General features: G+C 62.2%; 13 protein-coding genes. 3 read left to right on the top strand and 10 right to left on the bottom strand.

Features of this window, described 5'->3' with window-relative positions:
* The first annotated feature begins 184 nt into the window (after positions 1-184).
* The gene (locus tag G9X68_RS04440; RefSeq protein ID WP_171601425.1) at positions 185-1729 is read left to right on the top strand and encodes a methionine--tRNA ligase; all 1545 of its coding nucleotides are present in this window, start codon (positions 185-187) and stop codon (positions 1727-1729) included.
* A 490-nt stretch (positions 1730-2219) separates the two neighbouring features.
* Here G9X68_RS04440 and G9X68_RS04435 read toward each other — a convergent pair whose 3' ends face one another.
* The 6 genes from G9X68_RS04435 to G9X68_RS04410 all read right to left on the bottom strand — a co-directional run bounded on the left by G9X68_RS04435 (position 2220) and on the right by G9X68_RS04410 (position 6829).
* Positions 2220-3359, bottom strand: a complete 1140-nt coding sequence (locus G9X68_RS04435) for a PAS domain-containing sensor histidine kinase (RefSeq protein WP_171601424.1) — start codon at positions 3357-3359, stop codon at positions 2220-2222.
* Positions 3356-4147 carry an alpha/beta fold hydrolase gene (locus tag G9X68_RS04430; protein ID WP_171601423.1) on the bottom strand — a complete coding sequence of 264 codons (792 nt, stop codon included), beginning with the start codon at positions 4145-4147 and terminating at the stop codon, positions 3356-3358. Before G9X68_RS04430 ends, G9X68_RS04435 begins: the two co-directional genes overlap by 4 nt.
* Positions 4148-4279: 132 nt before the next feature.
* On the bottom strand, positions 4280-4792 hold the full coding sequence (locus G9X68_RS04425) for a GXWXG domain-containing protein (protein WP_171601422.1): 513 nt from the start codon (positions 4790-4792) through the stop codon (positions 4280-4282).
* Between the two features lie 166 nt (positions 4793-4958).
* Complete coding sequence (locus G9X68_RS04420) at positions 4959-5522, bottom strand: biotin transporter BioY (protein WP_168311058.1); 564 nt, start codon at positions 5520-5522, stop codon at positions 4959-4961.
* 24 nt (positions 5523-5546) lie between these two features.
* Positions 5547-6155 (bottom strand): energy-coupling factor transporter transmembrane component T family protein, encoded by a 609-nt coding sequence (locus G9X68_RS04415; RefSeq protein WP_168315525.1) that lies wholly within the window; start codon positions 6153-6155, stop codon positions 5547-5549.
* Entirely contained in the window at positions 6155-6829 is a 675-nt protein-coding gene (locus G9X68_RS04410) for an energy-coupling factor ABC transporter ATP-binding protein (RefSeq protein WP_171601421.1), read from the bottom strand. The genes G9X68_RS04415 and G9X68_RS04410 overlap by 1 nt, the downstream gene beginning before the upstream one ends.
* 303 nt (positions 6830-7132) lie before the next feature.
* On the opposite strand from G9X68_RS04410, the gene G9X68_RS04405 reads away from it, so the two are divergent.
* Complete coding sequence (locus G9X68_RS04405) at positions 7133-8323, top strand: winged helix-turn-helix domain-containing protein (protein ID WP_171601420.1); 1191 nt, start codon at positions 7133-7135, stop codon at positions 8321-8323.
* A gap of 227 nt (positions 8324-8550) precedes the next feature.
* Here G9X68_RS04405 and ribB read toward each other — a convergent pair whose 3' ends face one another.
* The 3 genes from ribB to G9X68_RS04390 all read right to left on the bottom strand — a co-directional run bounded on the left by ribB (position 8551) and on the right by G9X68_RS04390 (position 14176).
* A complete protein-coding gene (ribB, locus tag G9X68_RS04400) occupies positions 8551-9654 on the bottom strand; it encodes a 3,4-dihydroxy-2-butanone-4-phosphate synthase (RefSeq protein WP_171601419.1) in 1104 nt (367 codons plus the stop codon).
* 12 nt (positions 9655-9666) lie between these two features.
* A complete protein-coding gene (aroC, locus tag G9X68_RS04395) occupies positions 9667-10764 on the bottom strand; it encodes a chorismate synthase (protein ID WP_171601418.1) in 1098 nt (365 codons plus the stop codon).
* A gap of 232 nt (positions 10765-10996) precedes the next feature.
* Complete coding sequence (locus G9X68_RS04390) at positions 10997-14176, bottom strand: bifunctional diguanylate cyclase/phosphodiesterase (protein ID WP_171601417.1); 3180 nt, start codon at positions 14174-14176, stop codon at positions 10997-10999.
* A 243-nt stretch (positions 14177-14419) separates the two neighbouring features.
* Between G9X68_RS04390 and G9X68_RS04385 the strand changes: the two genes are divergently transcribed.
* A complete protein-coding gene (locus G9X68_RS04385; RefSeq protein ID WP_003569889.1) occupies positions 14420-14680 on the top strand; it encodes a DUF1344 domain-containing protein in 261 nt (86 codons plus the stop codon).
* 30 nt (positions 14681-14710) lie between these two features.
* On the opposite strand, the gene G9X68_RS04380 is transcribed toward G9X68_RS04385, so the two are convergent.
* Complete coding sequence (locus G9X68_RS04380; RefSeq protein WP_168310996.1) at positions 14711-15301, bottom strand: histidine phosphatase family protein; 591 nt, start codon at positions 15299-15301, stop codon at positions 14711-14713.
* Positions 15302-15320 lie beyond the last annotated feature (19 nt).

Here is a 15320-nt window from a genome sequence, read left to right as displayed (position 1 = left end):
CGGCTCTTGATGCTAGGAAACTTGCATGGACAACACCGTGATCAGCACTGTCGTGATGATGATGCCGCGCTCATAGCGTGGCGGGTTTCGTGCGTCCATAATGCACCAGAGACCGCCCTCGAGGCGGTCTTTTCATGGGTCGATCCGTCTCGCGGGCAACAACAGCCTTCGAAAGGAAACACCGATGAACAAGATCTACATCACCACCTCGATCCCCTATGTGAACGCCGCGCCGCATGTGGGCTTCGCCCTCGAACTCGTCCAGGCCGACGCTTATGCCCGCCATTTCCGGCTCCTCGGCCACGACGTCAGGTTCCAGTGCGGAACCGACGACAACAGCCTGAAGAATGTCCGTTCGGCGGAAGCCGCGGGGGTGCCGGTCAAGGATTTCGTCAATGCCAACGCCGACAGGTTCGAGCGCCTTGGCGGGCTGCTCGATATCTCCAACGAGGAATTCGTCCGCACGTCCCGCGATCCAAGACATATCGCCTGCGTCCACGCCTTGTGGAGGGCCTGCGCTGAAAATGGCGACCTCTATCGTAAGGCATATGAGGGTCTCTATTGCGTCGGCTGCGAGCTATTCTACGAGCCGTCAGAACTCGATGATGGGCGCTGCCCGGAACATGGGCTTGCCCTTGAGACCATCCGTGAAGAGAACTGGTTCTTCCGACTCTCCCGTTACGGCGACCGGCTCCTCGAGCTCGTCGAGACGGGCGAGCTTCGGATCGTCCCGGCTCATCGGCGCAACGAGGTCCTTGCCCTGCTGCGGCGTGGCCTGACCGACATCAGCGTGTCGCGCAGTTCGGAACGGGCGCGAGGCTGGGGTGTTCCCGTCCCCGATGGGGATGAGGTCGTCTACGTCTGGTTCGATGCCTTGGCGAACTATCTCACAGGTCTCGGCCACGGCTCCGATGAAACCCTCTTGCAGCGCTATTGGAACGGCGGCCAACGCATCCACGTCGTCGGCAAGGGCATCTCCAAGTTCCACGCCGTCTACTGGCCGGCCATCCTGTTATCCGCAGGCCCGCCGCCGCCATCCTCGATCCTGGTGCACGGCTACGTCACGGTGGACGGCCGGAAGATCGGCAAGTCGGCCGGCAACGGCATCGATCCGGAACGCATCATCCAATCCTATGAAACGCCCGATGCGCTGCGATATTACCTGCTCCGGCATATACGCTCGGGAGATGATGGCGACTTCTCCGCCGAACGTCTCGACGCCGCGTGGTCGGGCGAGCTCGCGGGGCAGCTCGGAAATCTCGCCAACCGGGTGCTTGCGCTTCTCTCCACGTCATTCGACGGCATCGTCCCGCCCGTGCCGGACAGCGCGTTCGTAGACGAGGCTGCCCGCCTTCCGGGGAAGGTGGCTGAAGCCTTCGATGCCTACGAGCTCCATGTCGGCCTCGCTGATATTTTTGCGTTTATCGGCGAGGCGAACAGGCGGTTTACACAACGCGCGCCGTGGGCGGATGCAAAAGCCCTGCTTGCCGATCTCACGCCCGAAGATCGGAGGGCGACCGCCGCGCGTCTCGGCGCTTGCCTGGCCGAGCAGGCCTATGGCCTTGCGATCATTGCCCGCTGCCTCCTGCCGTTCCTGCCGAGCGCGGCCGCAAAGCTGCATTCGAGGCTTGGAATAGCGTCTCCTCGCCTCTATCGGGACCCCTTGATCGTGGCTGGAGTCAAAGCCGCTCCGCAAGCCGTCCTCTTTCCGCATCGAGCGGCGGCTTGAAGAAGGCAGCCCGAAATTCTCTGCGCTGCAACCTAGGCAGCGCAGAGTTTTGACGTGATTCAGAATGTCATGAAAGTTTCATATTCAGGCTATTTTCGGGAGTGGGAAAATAATCTACTATTTTAATCAGGAAACAAGATTTCCTGAAACAAACGAAGGAGACTGATTGAGTATATTTCTTATGACTACCATGCTCATCGCAGGCTTTGGCCTGTTTGCCCTGATCACCGGGACCGCCCGGACCACCGCAAACACCAAGCGCAGGTCGGGCAGTTCAGGAAGCTCCGGCGATGGAGGTGGAGGCTGGTTCGACGCTTCAGGCGACTGTGACGGCGGTGGCGGAGATGGTGGAGGAGGAGACTAAATCAAACTGAAATCGATAGAATGCCCGACCGCCTCAAGGCGGTTTTTTGTTGCTCGGATTCCTGGCTGTGCCGTGACGGCAATCCACCCGATAGTCGCCCATACCGGTGCAACTGAGCGGTCCGGTTCAATCCAAAGGCATCACAAAGGTGAAGCGCGTCTCCTTGTCATCGGAACTGGCCATGATCGTCCCACCATGGGCGCGGGCGATTTCCGAAGCAATGTGCAGACCCAGCCCCAATCCTCTTTGACCTGTGCCGGCTTCGCCTCTGAAGAAAGGCTGAAAAAGCCGTGTCATCGCGTCGCTGGAAATCGGAGCGCCGCCGTTGGCGATCCAAAGCTCCAGTTTTCCGTCGACAGTTGCCGCCGATAGCCGCACCGGTTCGTCCGGCGTCCCATGGGTCAGGGCATTTCCCAGAAGATTGGACACCAGTTGGCCGATCCGGCCGCTGTCGCAGTTTATCGGCCCGTCGAATTCGATCGTCACCTCAATTGCGCGGTCGAGATGACTGAAGCGGAGTTCTTCGATGACCTGCCGCAAGAGCGGCTCGAGATGCTCCGCCCGCCTCTCGAGCGTGATGCCGCCGCCCAATCGTCCGCGCGCGAAGTCGAGGACGTTGTCAATCAGGGCGGACATGCGAACGACGCTGCCCTGCATCAGGTCGAGAACTTTAATCGCGCGATCGGTCTGCTTCTCTTTTCGCAGCATGCGCGCCGCGGCTGCAATCGAGGCAAGCGGGTTGCGCAGGTCGTGGCCGAGGACGGCAATGAACTGTTCCCGCAGCTCGGCGGTTTCCTGTTCGAGCTCGAGCTGGGATTTGACGATGGCGCCGGCAGCATCGGCGGCGGCGCGCGCGTCGACCAGCTCCCGTTCATAGCGGCGACGCTCGGCAGCCTGGAACATCGTCACGCGGGTGAAAAGCAGGGCGCCGTCTTCGGCCCGTCTTTCCATGGCATTGGCGAGCACAGGCAGCTTTCTGCCGTCCACTGCGACAAGATCGAGGGCAACCTCGTTGAAAAACCCTTGCATGCGCAGCAAAGGCGCAAAATGGGTCTCGTAGAATATACGGCCCGACGTGTTGAGCAGGTCGTGAAGGCGTTTGCCGAGGAGCTGATCGGCAGGGATGCCGATCCAGGTCGACAGCGTTCTGTTGACCTTGACGATGCGCCCGTCCGGCTGCAGCGAAAGATAGCCGCATGGCGCGTTTTCGTATAGGTCCTCGAGGTCCTCAGCCGGCGTGGAGATTTGCGTATCGGCACCGGTCATCGGACGAACCGCCGGATTGCAGATATGACCTCGTCGGGAGCGCTGAGGTTAGGGCAGTGGCCACTCGCGTTCAGCACCACCAATTGACTGTTTGGGACCTGCTGATGGACGAACTCGCCGACCTCTTCGGAGGCGATGATATCATCGCGGCATTGAAGGATCAGCGTTCTGGCGGTGACGCGCGGAAGGTCGCTGCGATTGTCCGACGTGAATGTCACCCGTGCGAACGCCTTGGCGATCTCCGGATCGGTGCGGCAGAAACTATTTGTCAGCTCTTCGCTGAGTTCCGGTCGATCGGGATTGCCCATGATGACGGGCGCCATGGCGGCAGACCACCCCATATGGTTGTCGTCCAACGACGTCAGCAGTTCGTCTATGTCAGCCCCGCTGAACCCACCGACATAGTCACCGTCGTTGATATAGCGCGGCGACGGCCCGACAAGGATCAGGCTTTCAAACAGCTCCGGCGTCTTCAGCGATGCGACAACGCCGATCATTGCGCTGACGGAGTGCCCGACGAAGACCGTTTGCGTCAGGCCGAGCGCGCGGCAGATTTCCACGAGGTCATCGGCATAACCTGCCAATGACGAATACTTCTGGGCATCATAAGCCGCGAGATCGGATCGTCCGGCGCCGACATGATCGAACAGCACCGTTTTGAAGTCGTCTTCAAAAGCCGGCGCCACGAAGCGCCACATATTCTGGTCGCACCCGAATCCATGCGAAAAGATCATCGCACGCTGGCCGTCGCCCCGGACTTGAACATGATTTCGATCGATGACGGTCATCTCGTCCTCTTCCCCGCTTTCATAGCATGTTCCGCCTGTCTTGGATTGAGGAAAGATCGGGGAGGCAAAGGGTTTGATGGTCGGGTGACACGGTATTCCAGAAGGCGGCCGCCCGGCCGATTGCGACATGCCTCAATCCATCACTTTCCGGAGTTGGAAGAAGAATCGCCGGGGGTCGTCGTGCACGCACATCATCCCGGCAATCCCGTCATCGTCAATCCTCCGGAAGTAGTCGACAATCGGCTGTTTGTCGTAAACCATCGCCGCCGTTTCGACGCCGTCGAGAGCCTGAAGCCGCAACGAAGCTGTCGTGCCTCTCGCGCGAAGCACCTTCTGCAGGTATGAGAACCAACCGCGGGCGACGAACGTCCGGCCAAAGGGCGCTATCTTGATCGCCAGCCCAATGGGTAAGAAACTTGGCTCGAGCGCCACGAGCCGACCCGGTCTCCAGTTGAAGAGCAGGGCGTCCGCCCGCATGTCGGAATGGAAGCGCTTGCCAAACCAGTTGAGATTCTCGAGCACGCCGTCCAGTGGATGACCCGACGGAATGCCGACGCCGCTCCAAAGGCCGACCATGTCCTTTGGCTGGACGGGCTCCAGCGACCGGAACCAGGCGGCCATCTCCTCCTGCCGGTCGCCTGGCATGGTTTCTCCTTCACGGATGTTCGTTGCGACAAATGAAAAGAAGCTTTGGAAGTTCCCGCATTCATGTCGACCGGAAGCGACGCCTGGTGAAGGACTCTATGTCTTTAAGCCCAACGGCCCTCGACGGGGCCGTTGGGGTATTCGCCGGACAAGATCGACCTCTGCGTCAGGCGCGCGCCGGCAGCAGGGGATAGCCGACCATGACGGCGCGGCCGAGCAGGGCTGCGACGAAAGCCTTGATCACATCGCCGGGAATGAAGGCCATAGAGCCGACAAAGGCTTTTGTGAAGCCGAGGCCGGCGACGGTGGCGAGATAGGCGATGCCGAAGGCGTAGAGCACGACGATGCCGCCGGCCATGGCGGCGAGGAAGAAGCTCACCGTCTGCACCAGCGCGGATTGCTGATGGTTGACCAGGCGTTCGCTGAGGTAGCCGGTGACGAAGGCGGCAAAGATCCAGCCGATCAGGAAGCCGGCCGTTGGCGACGCGAAGATCGCAAGCCCACCGCGGCCGCCGGAAAGCACCGGCAGGCCGATCGCCACCAGCACCAGCACGATCAGCACGGCAATCGCGCCGCGCCGGGCGCCGAGCACGACGCCGGCCATCATGACGCCGAGGGATTGGGCGGTGATCGGCACCGGGATGAAGCCGAGCGAGATCGGCGGCAGCAGGCCGAGCGCCACGATGATCGCGGCAAAGAGGGCGGTAAGAACGAGGTCGCGAGTGCTCATCATGAATTCCGTGTTTATAGAACGTTAACTCACATGCCGCCGAATGCCGCGCGCGTCAATCGCCGCGGCGATATTATCCGCATCCTTAAGGGTCAGGATGATCAGCGGCGCAAGCAGCGTTATCGGCCGGACCTTCAGCCCGCGCGCCCTGTGCGCCTCGCGAATCGCCTGATAACGGCCGACGATCTCAGGTACGAAACGCAGCACCAGCCCAAGCGCCAGGCCGATATCGTCGGCCTGCACCCAGCCTATGCGTTCGAGCGGGCGGGCAAGCGACGTTACCTCGTCGATGAACTCGGTGATCGAGGTCGTCGCCGTCACGGTGGCGGCGAGCAGCATCAGCGCCGTCAGCCGCAGCAGCGGTACCAGCGCCTCCTGCCAGGGATTGAAGATCAGGTTGAAGAGCGCGACGACCGCAATCGTCAGGAAGATCGGCCGCAACCGCCTGAGCGCATCGGCAAGCGGCAGGCCGACCAGGCGATAGAGAACCGCCGTCAGCAGCACGGCGCTCGACAGCAGCACCAGGTTATCGCTGATGAACAGGAGGATGCCGAAGGCCGTCAGCGACAACAGTTTTAGCCGCGGCGAGAGCCGGTGCATCACGCTGTTGCCTTCGACATAGAGCGACTGCATCAGGCGGCGATCTCCTTGTAACGGGCGATCGCTTCGGCAGCCGGCGCGTCGGCGGCAAGCCGCCCTTCATGAAACAGCAGTACCCGCTCGAAATCGGCGATCAGTTCCAGATCATGCGTGATGATGATGGCGCTTTCCGGCAGCCCGGCGATAATCCCTTCGACCAGCGCCCTGTTCTTGAGGTCGAGCTGATTGGTCGGCTCGTCGAGGATCAGAATACCTGGCCCCGTTGCCAGCACCGAGCAGAGGGCGGCCACCTGCAGCTCGCCGCCGGAAAGCTCGTGCGCGCGCCGATCGGCCAGCGCCTCAGCGCCGAAGCGGGCCAGCACGCCCTCGACCTTCGCCTCGATCTCCGCCTTGCTGAAGCCGCGCCGCTTCAGCCCGAAGGCGATGTCGTCTTTGACGATCGGCAGGATGATCTGGTTCTGCGGCGACTGGAAGATGAAGCCGACATCGGCCACCGCAGTCTTCTCATAGCTCGTGTCGCGGCCGTTGACGGTGACGCGCCCGACCGACGGTTTGGTCAACCCGTTGATCAGCCGCGCGAAAGTCGTCTTGCCCGAGCCGTTCAGCCCGATGACGCCGATACGTTTTCCACTGATGCCAAGCGTCAGCGGCTGCAGCGCCACCCGTGCCCCGAAACTGACCCCGGCGCCTTCGAAACGAATATCCAAACCAATCCCTCGCATTTTTCATCGGAGGAGATTGCCGATGCCGGCCCCTCATCCGCCTGCCGGCACCTTCTCCCCGCTCGCGGGGAGAAGGGATATGCCGCACCGTCTCTCTCAACCTCGACGCTGCGTTTGCGACGTCCCCTCTCCCCGCAGGCGGGGAGAGGGTTAGGGTGAGGGGCAGCCGCAGCTATTGGCGCCAACCGGATAGCAATGCTTCTATACGGGGACATCGGGCTGATGAAAGAGCAAATCTCCTTGTCGATATCGGGTGGCTAGGAAGATTTTCCGGATTATGATGTGGCCATGACGAATCTGCTTTCCAATTCCGACGCCCGCCGTGTCTTTCTTGCCAAACAGGGCCTCAGCGCTCCGCCGAACCGCGCCTTGACCAAGGCCGGCCTGCTGCAGCTCATCCATGAACTGGGTTTCGTCCAGGTGGACAGCATCCAGACGGTGGAGCGGGCGCATCATCAGATCCTGTTTTCCCGCAACCAGACCTATCGACGCGAGCATCTGACCGCGCTGCTCGAAAAGGATGGCGCCCTGTTCGAGCACTGGACACATGACGCCTCGATCCTGCCGAGCGCCTTTTTCGTCTATTGGAAGCACAAGTTCCGCCATCAGGAGAAGGTGATCGTCGAGCGCTGGCGCAAATGGCGCGGCGAGGGCTTCGAGGCGGCGTTCGCAGAGACCTATGAACGCGTTGAGCGCGACGGCGCGATCCTGGCGCGCGACATCAAGGCCGACGGCCACGTTTCCGGCGGTTGGTGGAACTGGCATCCGAACAAGACGGCGCTCGAATATTTCTGGCACACCGGCAAGTTCGCCATCGCCGGCCGCTCGAACTTCCAGAAGATCTATGATCTGGCGGAACGGGTCATCCCGGCCGAATTCCGCGAGCCGGAGGTGAGCCGCGAGGAATTCGTCGACTGGGCCTGCCGCAGCGCGCTTGCCCGCCTCGGCTTCGCCACCCATGGTGAGATATCGGCCTTCTGGAACCTGGTCTCGCCCGATGAGGCCAAGGCCTGGGTGGCTGCCCATCGCGACGAGCTGACCGAAGTGCTGATCGAACCGGCGCTCGGCGGCAAGGCGCGCCCATCCTGGGCTTTTGCCGATTTCCTCTCGACCCTCGACACTTACCCCGGCGCGCCGCCCCGCATCCGCGTGCTCAGCCCTTTCGACCCGATGATTCGCGACCGCAACCGCACCGAACGCTTGTTCGGCTTCTTCTACCGCATCGAAGTCTTCGTGCCCGAGCCGAAGCGCGAATACGGCTATTACGTCTTCCCGCTCCTCGAAGGCGACCGGCTGATCGGCCGCATCGACATGAAGGCGGATCGGAAGAAGTCGACGCTCGACGTCAAACGGCTCTGGCTGGAACCGGGCGTCAAGCCGTCGGTCGGGCGACTGGAAAGGTTGGAAGCGGAGTTGGAGCGGGTTGCGCGGTTTGCGGGTGTGGAGAACGTCGTGTTTCTGGAGGGGTGGAGAGGGTAGCCGAACTTCGGCCGATATGTCTTTCTCCTACCGAGAAGAAAGGGACCGAGAAGTTGCCACGACTCCGCTTCTCCCCAGTGGGGAGAAGATGCCGGCAGGCAGATGAGGGGGTGAGCGGCACAGCCGCGAATGCGCTGAGCGCGAGTGAAGGGCAATGAATGGTGTGCCGTGCGGCCCCCTCATCCGACCCTTCGGGCCACCTTCTCCCCGCTGGGGAGAAGAGGGAGCTAGCAGATCTCCGTCGTGCTGATCTTGATGCCGAAACCTTCCAGGCCGACATAGTGCCGCTCGCGGCTGGTGAGCAGCTTGATGGAGCTGACGCCGAGATCCTTGAGGATCTGCGCACCGAGGCCGATTTCCAGCCATTCGCTGTCGCGCGTCTGAGCTTCGGCGTGGGCCTCGCGGCCCTGGTTGCGGGCCTTGCGGCCATTGTCGGTATGGCCAACGCCGACCGAGCCCTCGCGCAGATAGACAATGACGCCGCGGCCCTGCTCGGCAATCTTCTGCATGTAGAAATCGACCGGGCTGTTCTTGCCGAAGAGATCCTCGGCGACATTCTCCGGATGCAGGCGCACCGGGATGTCGACGCCGTCGCGGATGTCGCCGAAGACGACGGCGAGATGCTGCATCGGGTCCCAGGGCAGGGAATAGGTATGGGCCTTGGCCTTGCCGAACGGTGTCTCGATGTCGAAGCTGGTGCCGAGTTCGATCAGCGTCTCCTTGCGCTGGCGATAGGCGATGAGGTCGGCGACGGAGACAAGCTTCAGCCCGTGCTGTCCGGCAAAGTCGACCACCTGCGGCCCGCGCGTCACCGTGCCGTCGTCGTTGACGAGCTCGGAGATGACGCCGATCGGCGGCAGGCCGGCGAGCTTGCAGAGGTCGACGGCCGCTTCCGTATGGCCGGAGCGCATCAGCACCCCGCCTTCGCGGGATACCAGCGGGAAGATGTGGCCGGGACGGACGAAATCGGAAGCGCCGACATTCGGATTGGCGAGGTTGCGCACCGTCAGCGTCCGGTCGTCGGCCGAGATGCCGGTTGTCGTGCCGTGTTTGAAATCGACCGAGACGGTGAAGGCCGTCGTATGGGCCGAATCGTTTTCCGCCACCATGGCGTTGAGGTTGAGGCGCTTGGCCTCTTCCTTCGGCATCGGCGCGCAAACGATGCCGGAGGTGTGGCGCACGATGAAGGCCATCTTCTCCGGCGTGCAATGCACGGCGGCGACGATCAGGTCGCCTTCGTTCTCGCGGTCATTGTCGTCCATGACGACGACGATCTCGCCGGCCTCGAAGGCCCGGATGGCGTCGACGACGCGCTTCTGGTCATAAGACATGGGCGAGCGCTCCTATTTCAGACGGCCGGTCTGGCCGCGGTCGCGAAGATAATGGTCGGCGATGGCGCAGGCGACCATCGCCTCGCCGATCGGCACGGCGCGGATGCCGACGCAGGGGTCGTGCCGGCCCTTGGTGCGGATATCGACATTTTTGCCCTCCGCATCGATCGACTGGCGTTCGGTCAGGATCGACGAGGTCGGCTTGACGGCGAAACGCGCCACCACCGGCTGCCCGGTGGAGATGCCGCCGAGAATACCGCCGGCATTGTTGGAAAGGAAGATCGGCGTGCCGTCATTGCCCATGCGCATCTCGTCGGCATTGTCTTCGCCTGAGGTTTCGGCGGCGGCAAAACCATTGCCGATCTCGACGCCCTTGACCGCATTGATCGACATCAGCAGTGAGGCGATCTCCTGGTCGAGCTTGGCATAGATCGGCGCACCGAGGCCGGCCGGCACACCTTCGGCGATCACTTCGATGACCGCGCCGATCGAGGAGCCGTTCTTGCGGATGCCGTCGAGATATTCCTCCCAGACCGGGACGATCGCGGCATCGGGCGAGAAGAACGGGTTCTGTCCGACCTGGCCCCAGTCCCAATTGCGGCGGTCGATCTTGTGCTTGCCGATCTGCACCAGCGCGCCGCGGACGGTGACGCCTGGCACGACAAGGCGGGCGATGCCGCCGGCGGCAACGCGGGCGGCAGTCTCGCGCGCCGAAGAGCGGCCGCCGCCGCGATAGTCGCGAATGCCGTATTTGAGGTCATAGGTGTAATCGGCATGGCCGGGGCGGTATTGCTTGGCGATCTCGCCGTAATCCTTGGAGCGCTGGTCGGTGTTTTCGATCAGCATGGAGATCGGCGTGCCGGTGGTCGTCATCGTCTCGCCGTCGGCGTCGAGCATGACGCCGGACAGTACCTTCACCAGATCGTCCTCGCGCCGCTGCGTCACGAAGCGGGATTGCCCGGGTTTGCGCTTGTCGAGCCAGACCTGCAGGTCCTCGAGCTTGAAGCTGAGCCCCGGAGGGCAGCCGTCGACGACGCAGCCGAGCGCCGGCCCATGGCTTTCGCCCCAGGTGGTTACGCGGAAAAGGTGACCGAATGTATTGTGCGACATATGTTCCCACGGCGGCGCGCCAGGGCCGGTCGCCGCCGGCCGCGCCATTGCTTGAAAAGGCGCGACACTCATAGGCCAAAAAACCGCCGAGGCAAAAGCCTTTCTTTGCGTCAAACCGGCAGCGGCGGAAATGCTGTTTCTGTCTTTCCCGGAGGATGGACGGCGCATCTTGGCGCTATCCTCTCTGCACGGACAGGCCACAGCTCAGGGGAGGGCAATCGGCAGGCAGCGATCAGGACGCCAGCCGCCACCCCGTTCCGGTCGCTTCCGCGGTGAAATCGTCGAAGGAAAGCGGCCGCGAGAAGGCATAACCCTGCAGGATGTCGCAGCCGAGATCGCGCAGCAGTGCGGCATGCGCTGCCGTCTCCACCCCTTCGGCCACCGTCTCGACGCCGAGCGAGCGGGCGATCTCGATGATCGAGCTGACCAGCGCCCGCTCCTGCGAGGCGTTGACGATCGGCTGCACCAGCTGGCGATCGATCTTCAGCCGCTTCGGCTTCAGCTTCAACAGGCTGACGATGGAGGTATGGCCGGTGCCGAAATCGTCGATCTCGATATCGATGCCGAGCGCCTTGATGCGCTCGAGATTCTGCGAGACGACGTCCTCGCTCTCGTCGAGGAAGATCGACTCCACCAGTTCGAAGGAGATCTCGCCGGGACGGATATGCAGGTCGGCGAGCGATTCCAGCAGGCTGCCGTCATGCAGCCGCCGCGCCGAAACATTGACCGAGACCTTGGGCACGGCAATGCCGCGCGCCGTCCAGCGCATCTTGTCATGCAGCGCCGTTTCCAGGACGATCCGGTCGAGCATCTGCACGACATTGATCTCGTCGGCGATGCGCAGGAACTTGTCGGGGGTGAGCAATCCCTTGGACGGATGTTTCCAGCGCACCAGCGCCTCGACACCGGTCAGCTCCATCGTCCGGGCGCAGAATTGCGGCTGATACCAGGCGGTGAATTCGCCATTGTCGATGCCGGCGAGGATCTCGTCGGCGGTGCGCTTGGTGTTGATGATATCGGCCTGGAAATTGTGATTGAAGAATTCGAAGCGATTGCGGCCCATGCTTTTGGCGCGATAGAGCGCGATATCGGCATTGATCAGCACCTTGCGCGCATCGACATGGATGCCGTTGGCGAGCGCGATACCGATCGATACGCCGCAGCGGCAGGAGAAGCCCTGGAAATCGATCGGCTGGCGCATCTCCTCGATGATCCGCGTCGAAAGCTGCGCCATCTCCTTGTCGCCGACGTCGAGAGCGAGGATGACGAATTCGTCGCCGCCAATGCGCGCGACGATATCGCTGCCGCGGACATTCTTGGCCAGCACCTTCGAGGCATGCACCAGCATCGCATCGCCAGCGGCATGGCCGAGCGTGTCGTTGATGTCCTTGAAGCGGTCGAGATCGATGTGCAGGATCGAGAATTTCTGCCGTTGCTGACGGCCGTCATGGGTCAGACTTTCCAGTGCGATATCGAGCTTGCGGCGGTTGGCGAGTGCGGTCAGCGGGTCGTGCAGCGAATTGTGCTCGATCCTGTTCTTGGCAAGTTCGAGCTCGATATTCTTGGCGACCGCCTCGTCCTTGGCCGCCTTCAGCCGGATCGTCATCAGCACGTCTTCGGTGGCATCGAAGGCGATGCCCATGATCTTCATCTCGCCGGTCCCCGTCTGGTGGACCTTTCCGACCGAGCGGACATAACGTACCGAGCCGTCGTCGACGATCACCCGGCAGACGAGGGTGTGCGTATCGCCGTTCCGCCTGAAGTAGCGGGCGCTTTCGAGTGCCAGGGCCCGATCCTCGGGGTGGATGCAGCCAAGCCAGATCTCCTCGGTCATGAAGCCGTTGCGCGGCGCAAGGCCATAGAGTTCGTGCATCCGCTCGTTCCAGATCGAGCCGCCTCGGCCGGGCCGCGCTTCCCATATCCCGCACTGATAGGAATCGAGCGCCAGGTCGAGCCGGCTGGAAAGCTCGGCGAGCTGCCCCTCGCGGCTCGACAGCTCTTCAAGCGCCAGCTCCAGCTCGGCATTCTTGACCTCGCTCATATCCTTGGCCTTGCGTAGCGTGTCGGTGGTCACCGCATCGGCGGTCACGTCCCAGACGATGCCGATCGTCTTGCCGACGCCGCCGGCATCCGTATAGAAGGCGCCGACCGAGCGCAGGTGCCGGATGCCGCCGTCGCCAAGCAGGATGCGGTACTGCGCCGTGCAGGCGGCGCCGGCGATGCTGCAGCTGAAGAAATGCCCTTCGGCGGTTTCACGATCCTCAGGCAGGACCGCCGCCAGCCATTCGTCGAGCGCCCGGCTGCCTTCCTGCGCCGGCTTGCCGTGCAGGGCCGCGGCGCGTGCGTCCCAGAGCAGGCTGCTCGAATCATCCTGCAGCTCCCAGATGCCGATATTCGAGGATTCCAGCGCCAGATTGAGCCGCTGCGACAATTCCAGCAGTTTCGCCTCGCGCGTCTCCAGCGCGGTGATGTTGCGATTGCGCTCGCCGAGCAGAAGGGTAGCGAAGAAGATCGGCACGATGATGATGAAGCCGGCGGCAACGATGATCAGGCGCAGCTCGGTGCGGTTTTCGGGTATCGCGTTCCAGCCGCTGTTCGGGACAGCGGCAAGCTCCCACTTGCCGCCGGCAAAACCGATCTTCTGGCGCATCGGATCCTTGCCGTCGATATCCGACGACCCGAAGAACGGCGCCGGGGGAGGAGCTTTGGCGACGGTCGGCGAGCCGATATCGCGGATGGCGATCGAAAGATGGCCGAGATGCGGATAGCGCTCCTGGTTTTCGCGGTCGCGTGCCGGCATCAGCCCGGTCGCCTGGTAGAACATCGTCTGGTCGATGGCGACTTCGACCGCCCCCCAGATCCGCCGTTGGCCATTCTCCTTGACGTAAACCGGGAAGAAGATGGCAAAGGCATCCCGGCCGTCGATGCTGATCGGGCCGTAGAAGCGAGCCGACTGGACGCCGGCCGCGCCGTTTATCGCCTGGCGAAAGAAGAGAGCCTCGCGCACGTCGCGGCCGATCCGCTCATTGCCGGATTGCGGTGGGTGGATGTCGCGGATGATGAAATCAGGCGCGACGGCGATATGAATGAAAGACGGGTTCTGGATCAGCAGCCAGTTGATCTGGCGCTCCATCTCCTCTTCATTTGCCGCGCTGACGGAGATCAGGTTCGTGAGGTCGCGCACGACGCTGAGGTCCATATTGATCTCGGCCATGACGCGGGCGCGGATCAGGTTCGTCTCGTTTTCGGTGCGGATATGAAGTTCGCGTACATAAGACGCAGTATTGGCCTGGTCGAGCCCGAAGCCGACCATGATGACGACGAGGGCGACAAGCGACGAAACCAGAAACGAGACGCGGCTATTCTTCAACACGCGCCGCAACTGCTTGCTGTCGCTGAGCCTGGATAACAAAATGAACCCCCATGTTGACGAGCAACTGTAGGGCGCGCGGGTTAATTTACGATTGCCCGCCGGCGATGCCGAAAGATTGTGGGAAGGGAAAAACCGCGGGCTAACGCACCATCTTGATTATATTTAAAATCCTATTCATCAATTGGGCGGGAAAAGCCATTCTTACGGGCAATTTTCGCCATATTCAGGAGCTTATCTGTGGCCAGTCATGTTCTCGTGCAGCGTCTTAGAAGGATTGTCGCCATGCGTTTCGTCGTCGCCACGCTTTTGGCAACAGCCAGCTTCCTGTCCCCGATGAGCGGTTTTGCCGAGAGTGCCGATGTCGAGGCGACGATCAAGAAGGTCGACACGGCCAATCTCGTGCTGACGCTCGATGACGGCAAAACCTATCAGGCGCCCGAGGAATTCAATTTCGACGGCCTCGAAGCCGGCGTGAAGGTGATCGTCTTCTATACCGAGGTCGACGGCAAGCGTGTCATCAACGATCTCGATATCGTTAAATAGGCAGCGGAGAAGGGGCGGGCTTGGCAATGCCTACAGCCAGGCAATCGTCCGCTCTGCGGTATCGATCCTGGCTATTCGGTCCTGCGGGATCGCGCCTTCGGCGGCACTGCTCTTCGGCAGGTCGGCAATCGTCTGGAAAAGCGTGCGGATGACGCCGCCATGGGTCACGCAGACCGTCGGACGATCGACAGAGTTCAGCCATGAGCCGGTGCGCCAGGAGAGGATTTCGTAGCTTTCCGCGTCATCGCCGGGCGGGATGAAATCCCATTTCGAGGCGTTGCGTTCCGCCACCCGCTCGCGCTGCGTCGCCTTCAGCTCCTTGATCGTCGAGCCTTCCCAGTCGCCGAAGGAAATTTCCACCAATCTCGGATCGGTGCGATAGGCAAGCGGCGGCAGGCCCATGGCAGCGCGCATGATTTCCATCGTCGCGCGCGTGCGCCCGAGCGGGCTTGCGACGAAATCGAATTCGTCGGTTCTATCGCCGAGAATCTCCGCCAGCGCGATGCCGTTCTGCCGGGCCTGTTCCAGGCCCGTGGCATTCATCGGAATATCCTTCTGACCCTGCAGACGGCGCTCCGCATTCCAGTCGGTCTGGCCGTGTCTGATCACGTAGATAAGCACGGTCTCGCATCCCTATGGA

This window comes from Rhizobium changzhiense, assembly GCF_013087625.1.
GTDB classification, from domain to species: domain Bacteria; phylum Pseudomonadota; class Alphaproteobacteria; order Rhizobiales; family Rhizobiaceae; genus Rhizobium; species Rhizobium sophorae.
Note: the sequence above shows the minus strand (reverse complement) of the source record. Positions and strands in the feature narration are given on the sequence as shown.

Excerpts from the sequence above, each read along its gene's own strand:
- G9X68_RS04440 (WP_171601425.1), top strand. The coding sequence starts at position 185 with ATGAACAAGATCTACATCACCACCTCGATCCCCTATGTGAACGCCGCG.
- G9X68_RS04435 (WP_171601424.1), bottom strand. The coding sequence starts at position 3,359 with ATGACCGGTGCCGATACGCAAATCTCCACGCCGGCTGAGGACCTCGAG.
- G9X68_RS04430 (WP_171601423.1), bottom strand. The coding sequence starts at position 4,147 with ATGACCGTCATCGATCGAAATCATGTTCAAGTCCGGGGCGACGGCCAG.
- G9X68_RS04425 (WP_171601422.1), bottom strand. The coding sequence starts at position 4,792 with ATGCCAGGCGACCGGCAGGAGGAGATGGCCGCCTGGTTCCGGTCGCTG.
- G9X68_RS04420 (WP_168311058.1), bottom strand. The coding sequence starts at position 5,522 with ATGAGCACTCGCGACCTCGTTCTTACCGCCCTCTTTGCCGCGATCATC.
- G9X68_RS04415 (WP_168315525.1), bottom strand. The coding sequence starts at position 6,155 with ATGCAGTCGCTCTATGTCGAAGGCAACAGCGTGATGCACCGGCTCTCG.
- G9X68_RS04405 (WP_171601420.1), top strand. The coding sequence starts at position 7,133 with ATGACGAATCTGCTTTCCAATTCCGACGCCCGCCGTGTCTTTCTTGCC.
- ribB (WP_171601419.1), bottom strand. The coding sequence starts at position 9,654 with ATGTCTTATGACCAGAAGCGCGTCGTCGACGCCATCCGGGCCTTCGAG.
- aroC (WP_171601418.1), bottom strand. The coding sequence starts at position 10,764 with ATGTCGCACAATACATTCGGTCACCTTTTCCGCGTAACCACCTGGGGC.
- G9X68_RS04385 (WP_003569889.1), top strand. The coding sequence starts at position 14,420 with ATGCGTTTCGTCGTCGCCACGCTTTTGGCAACAGCCAGCTTCCTGTCC.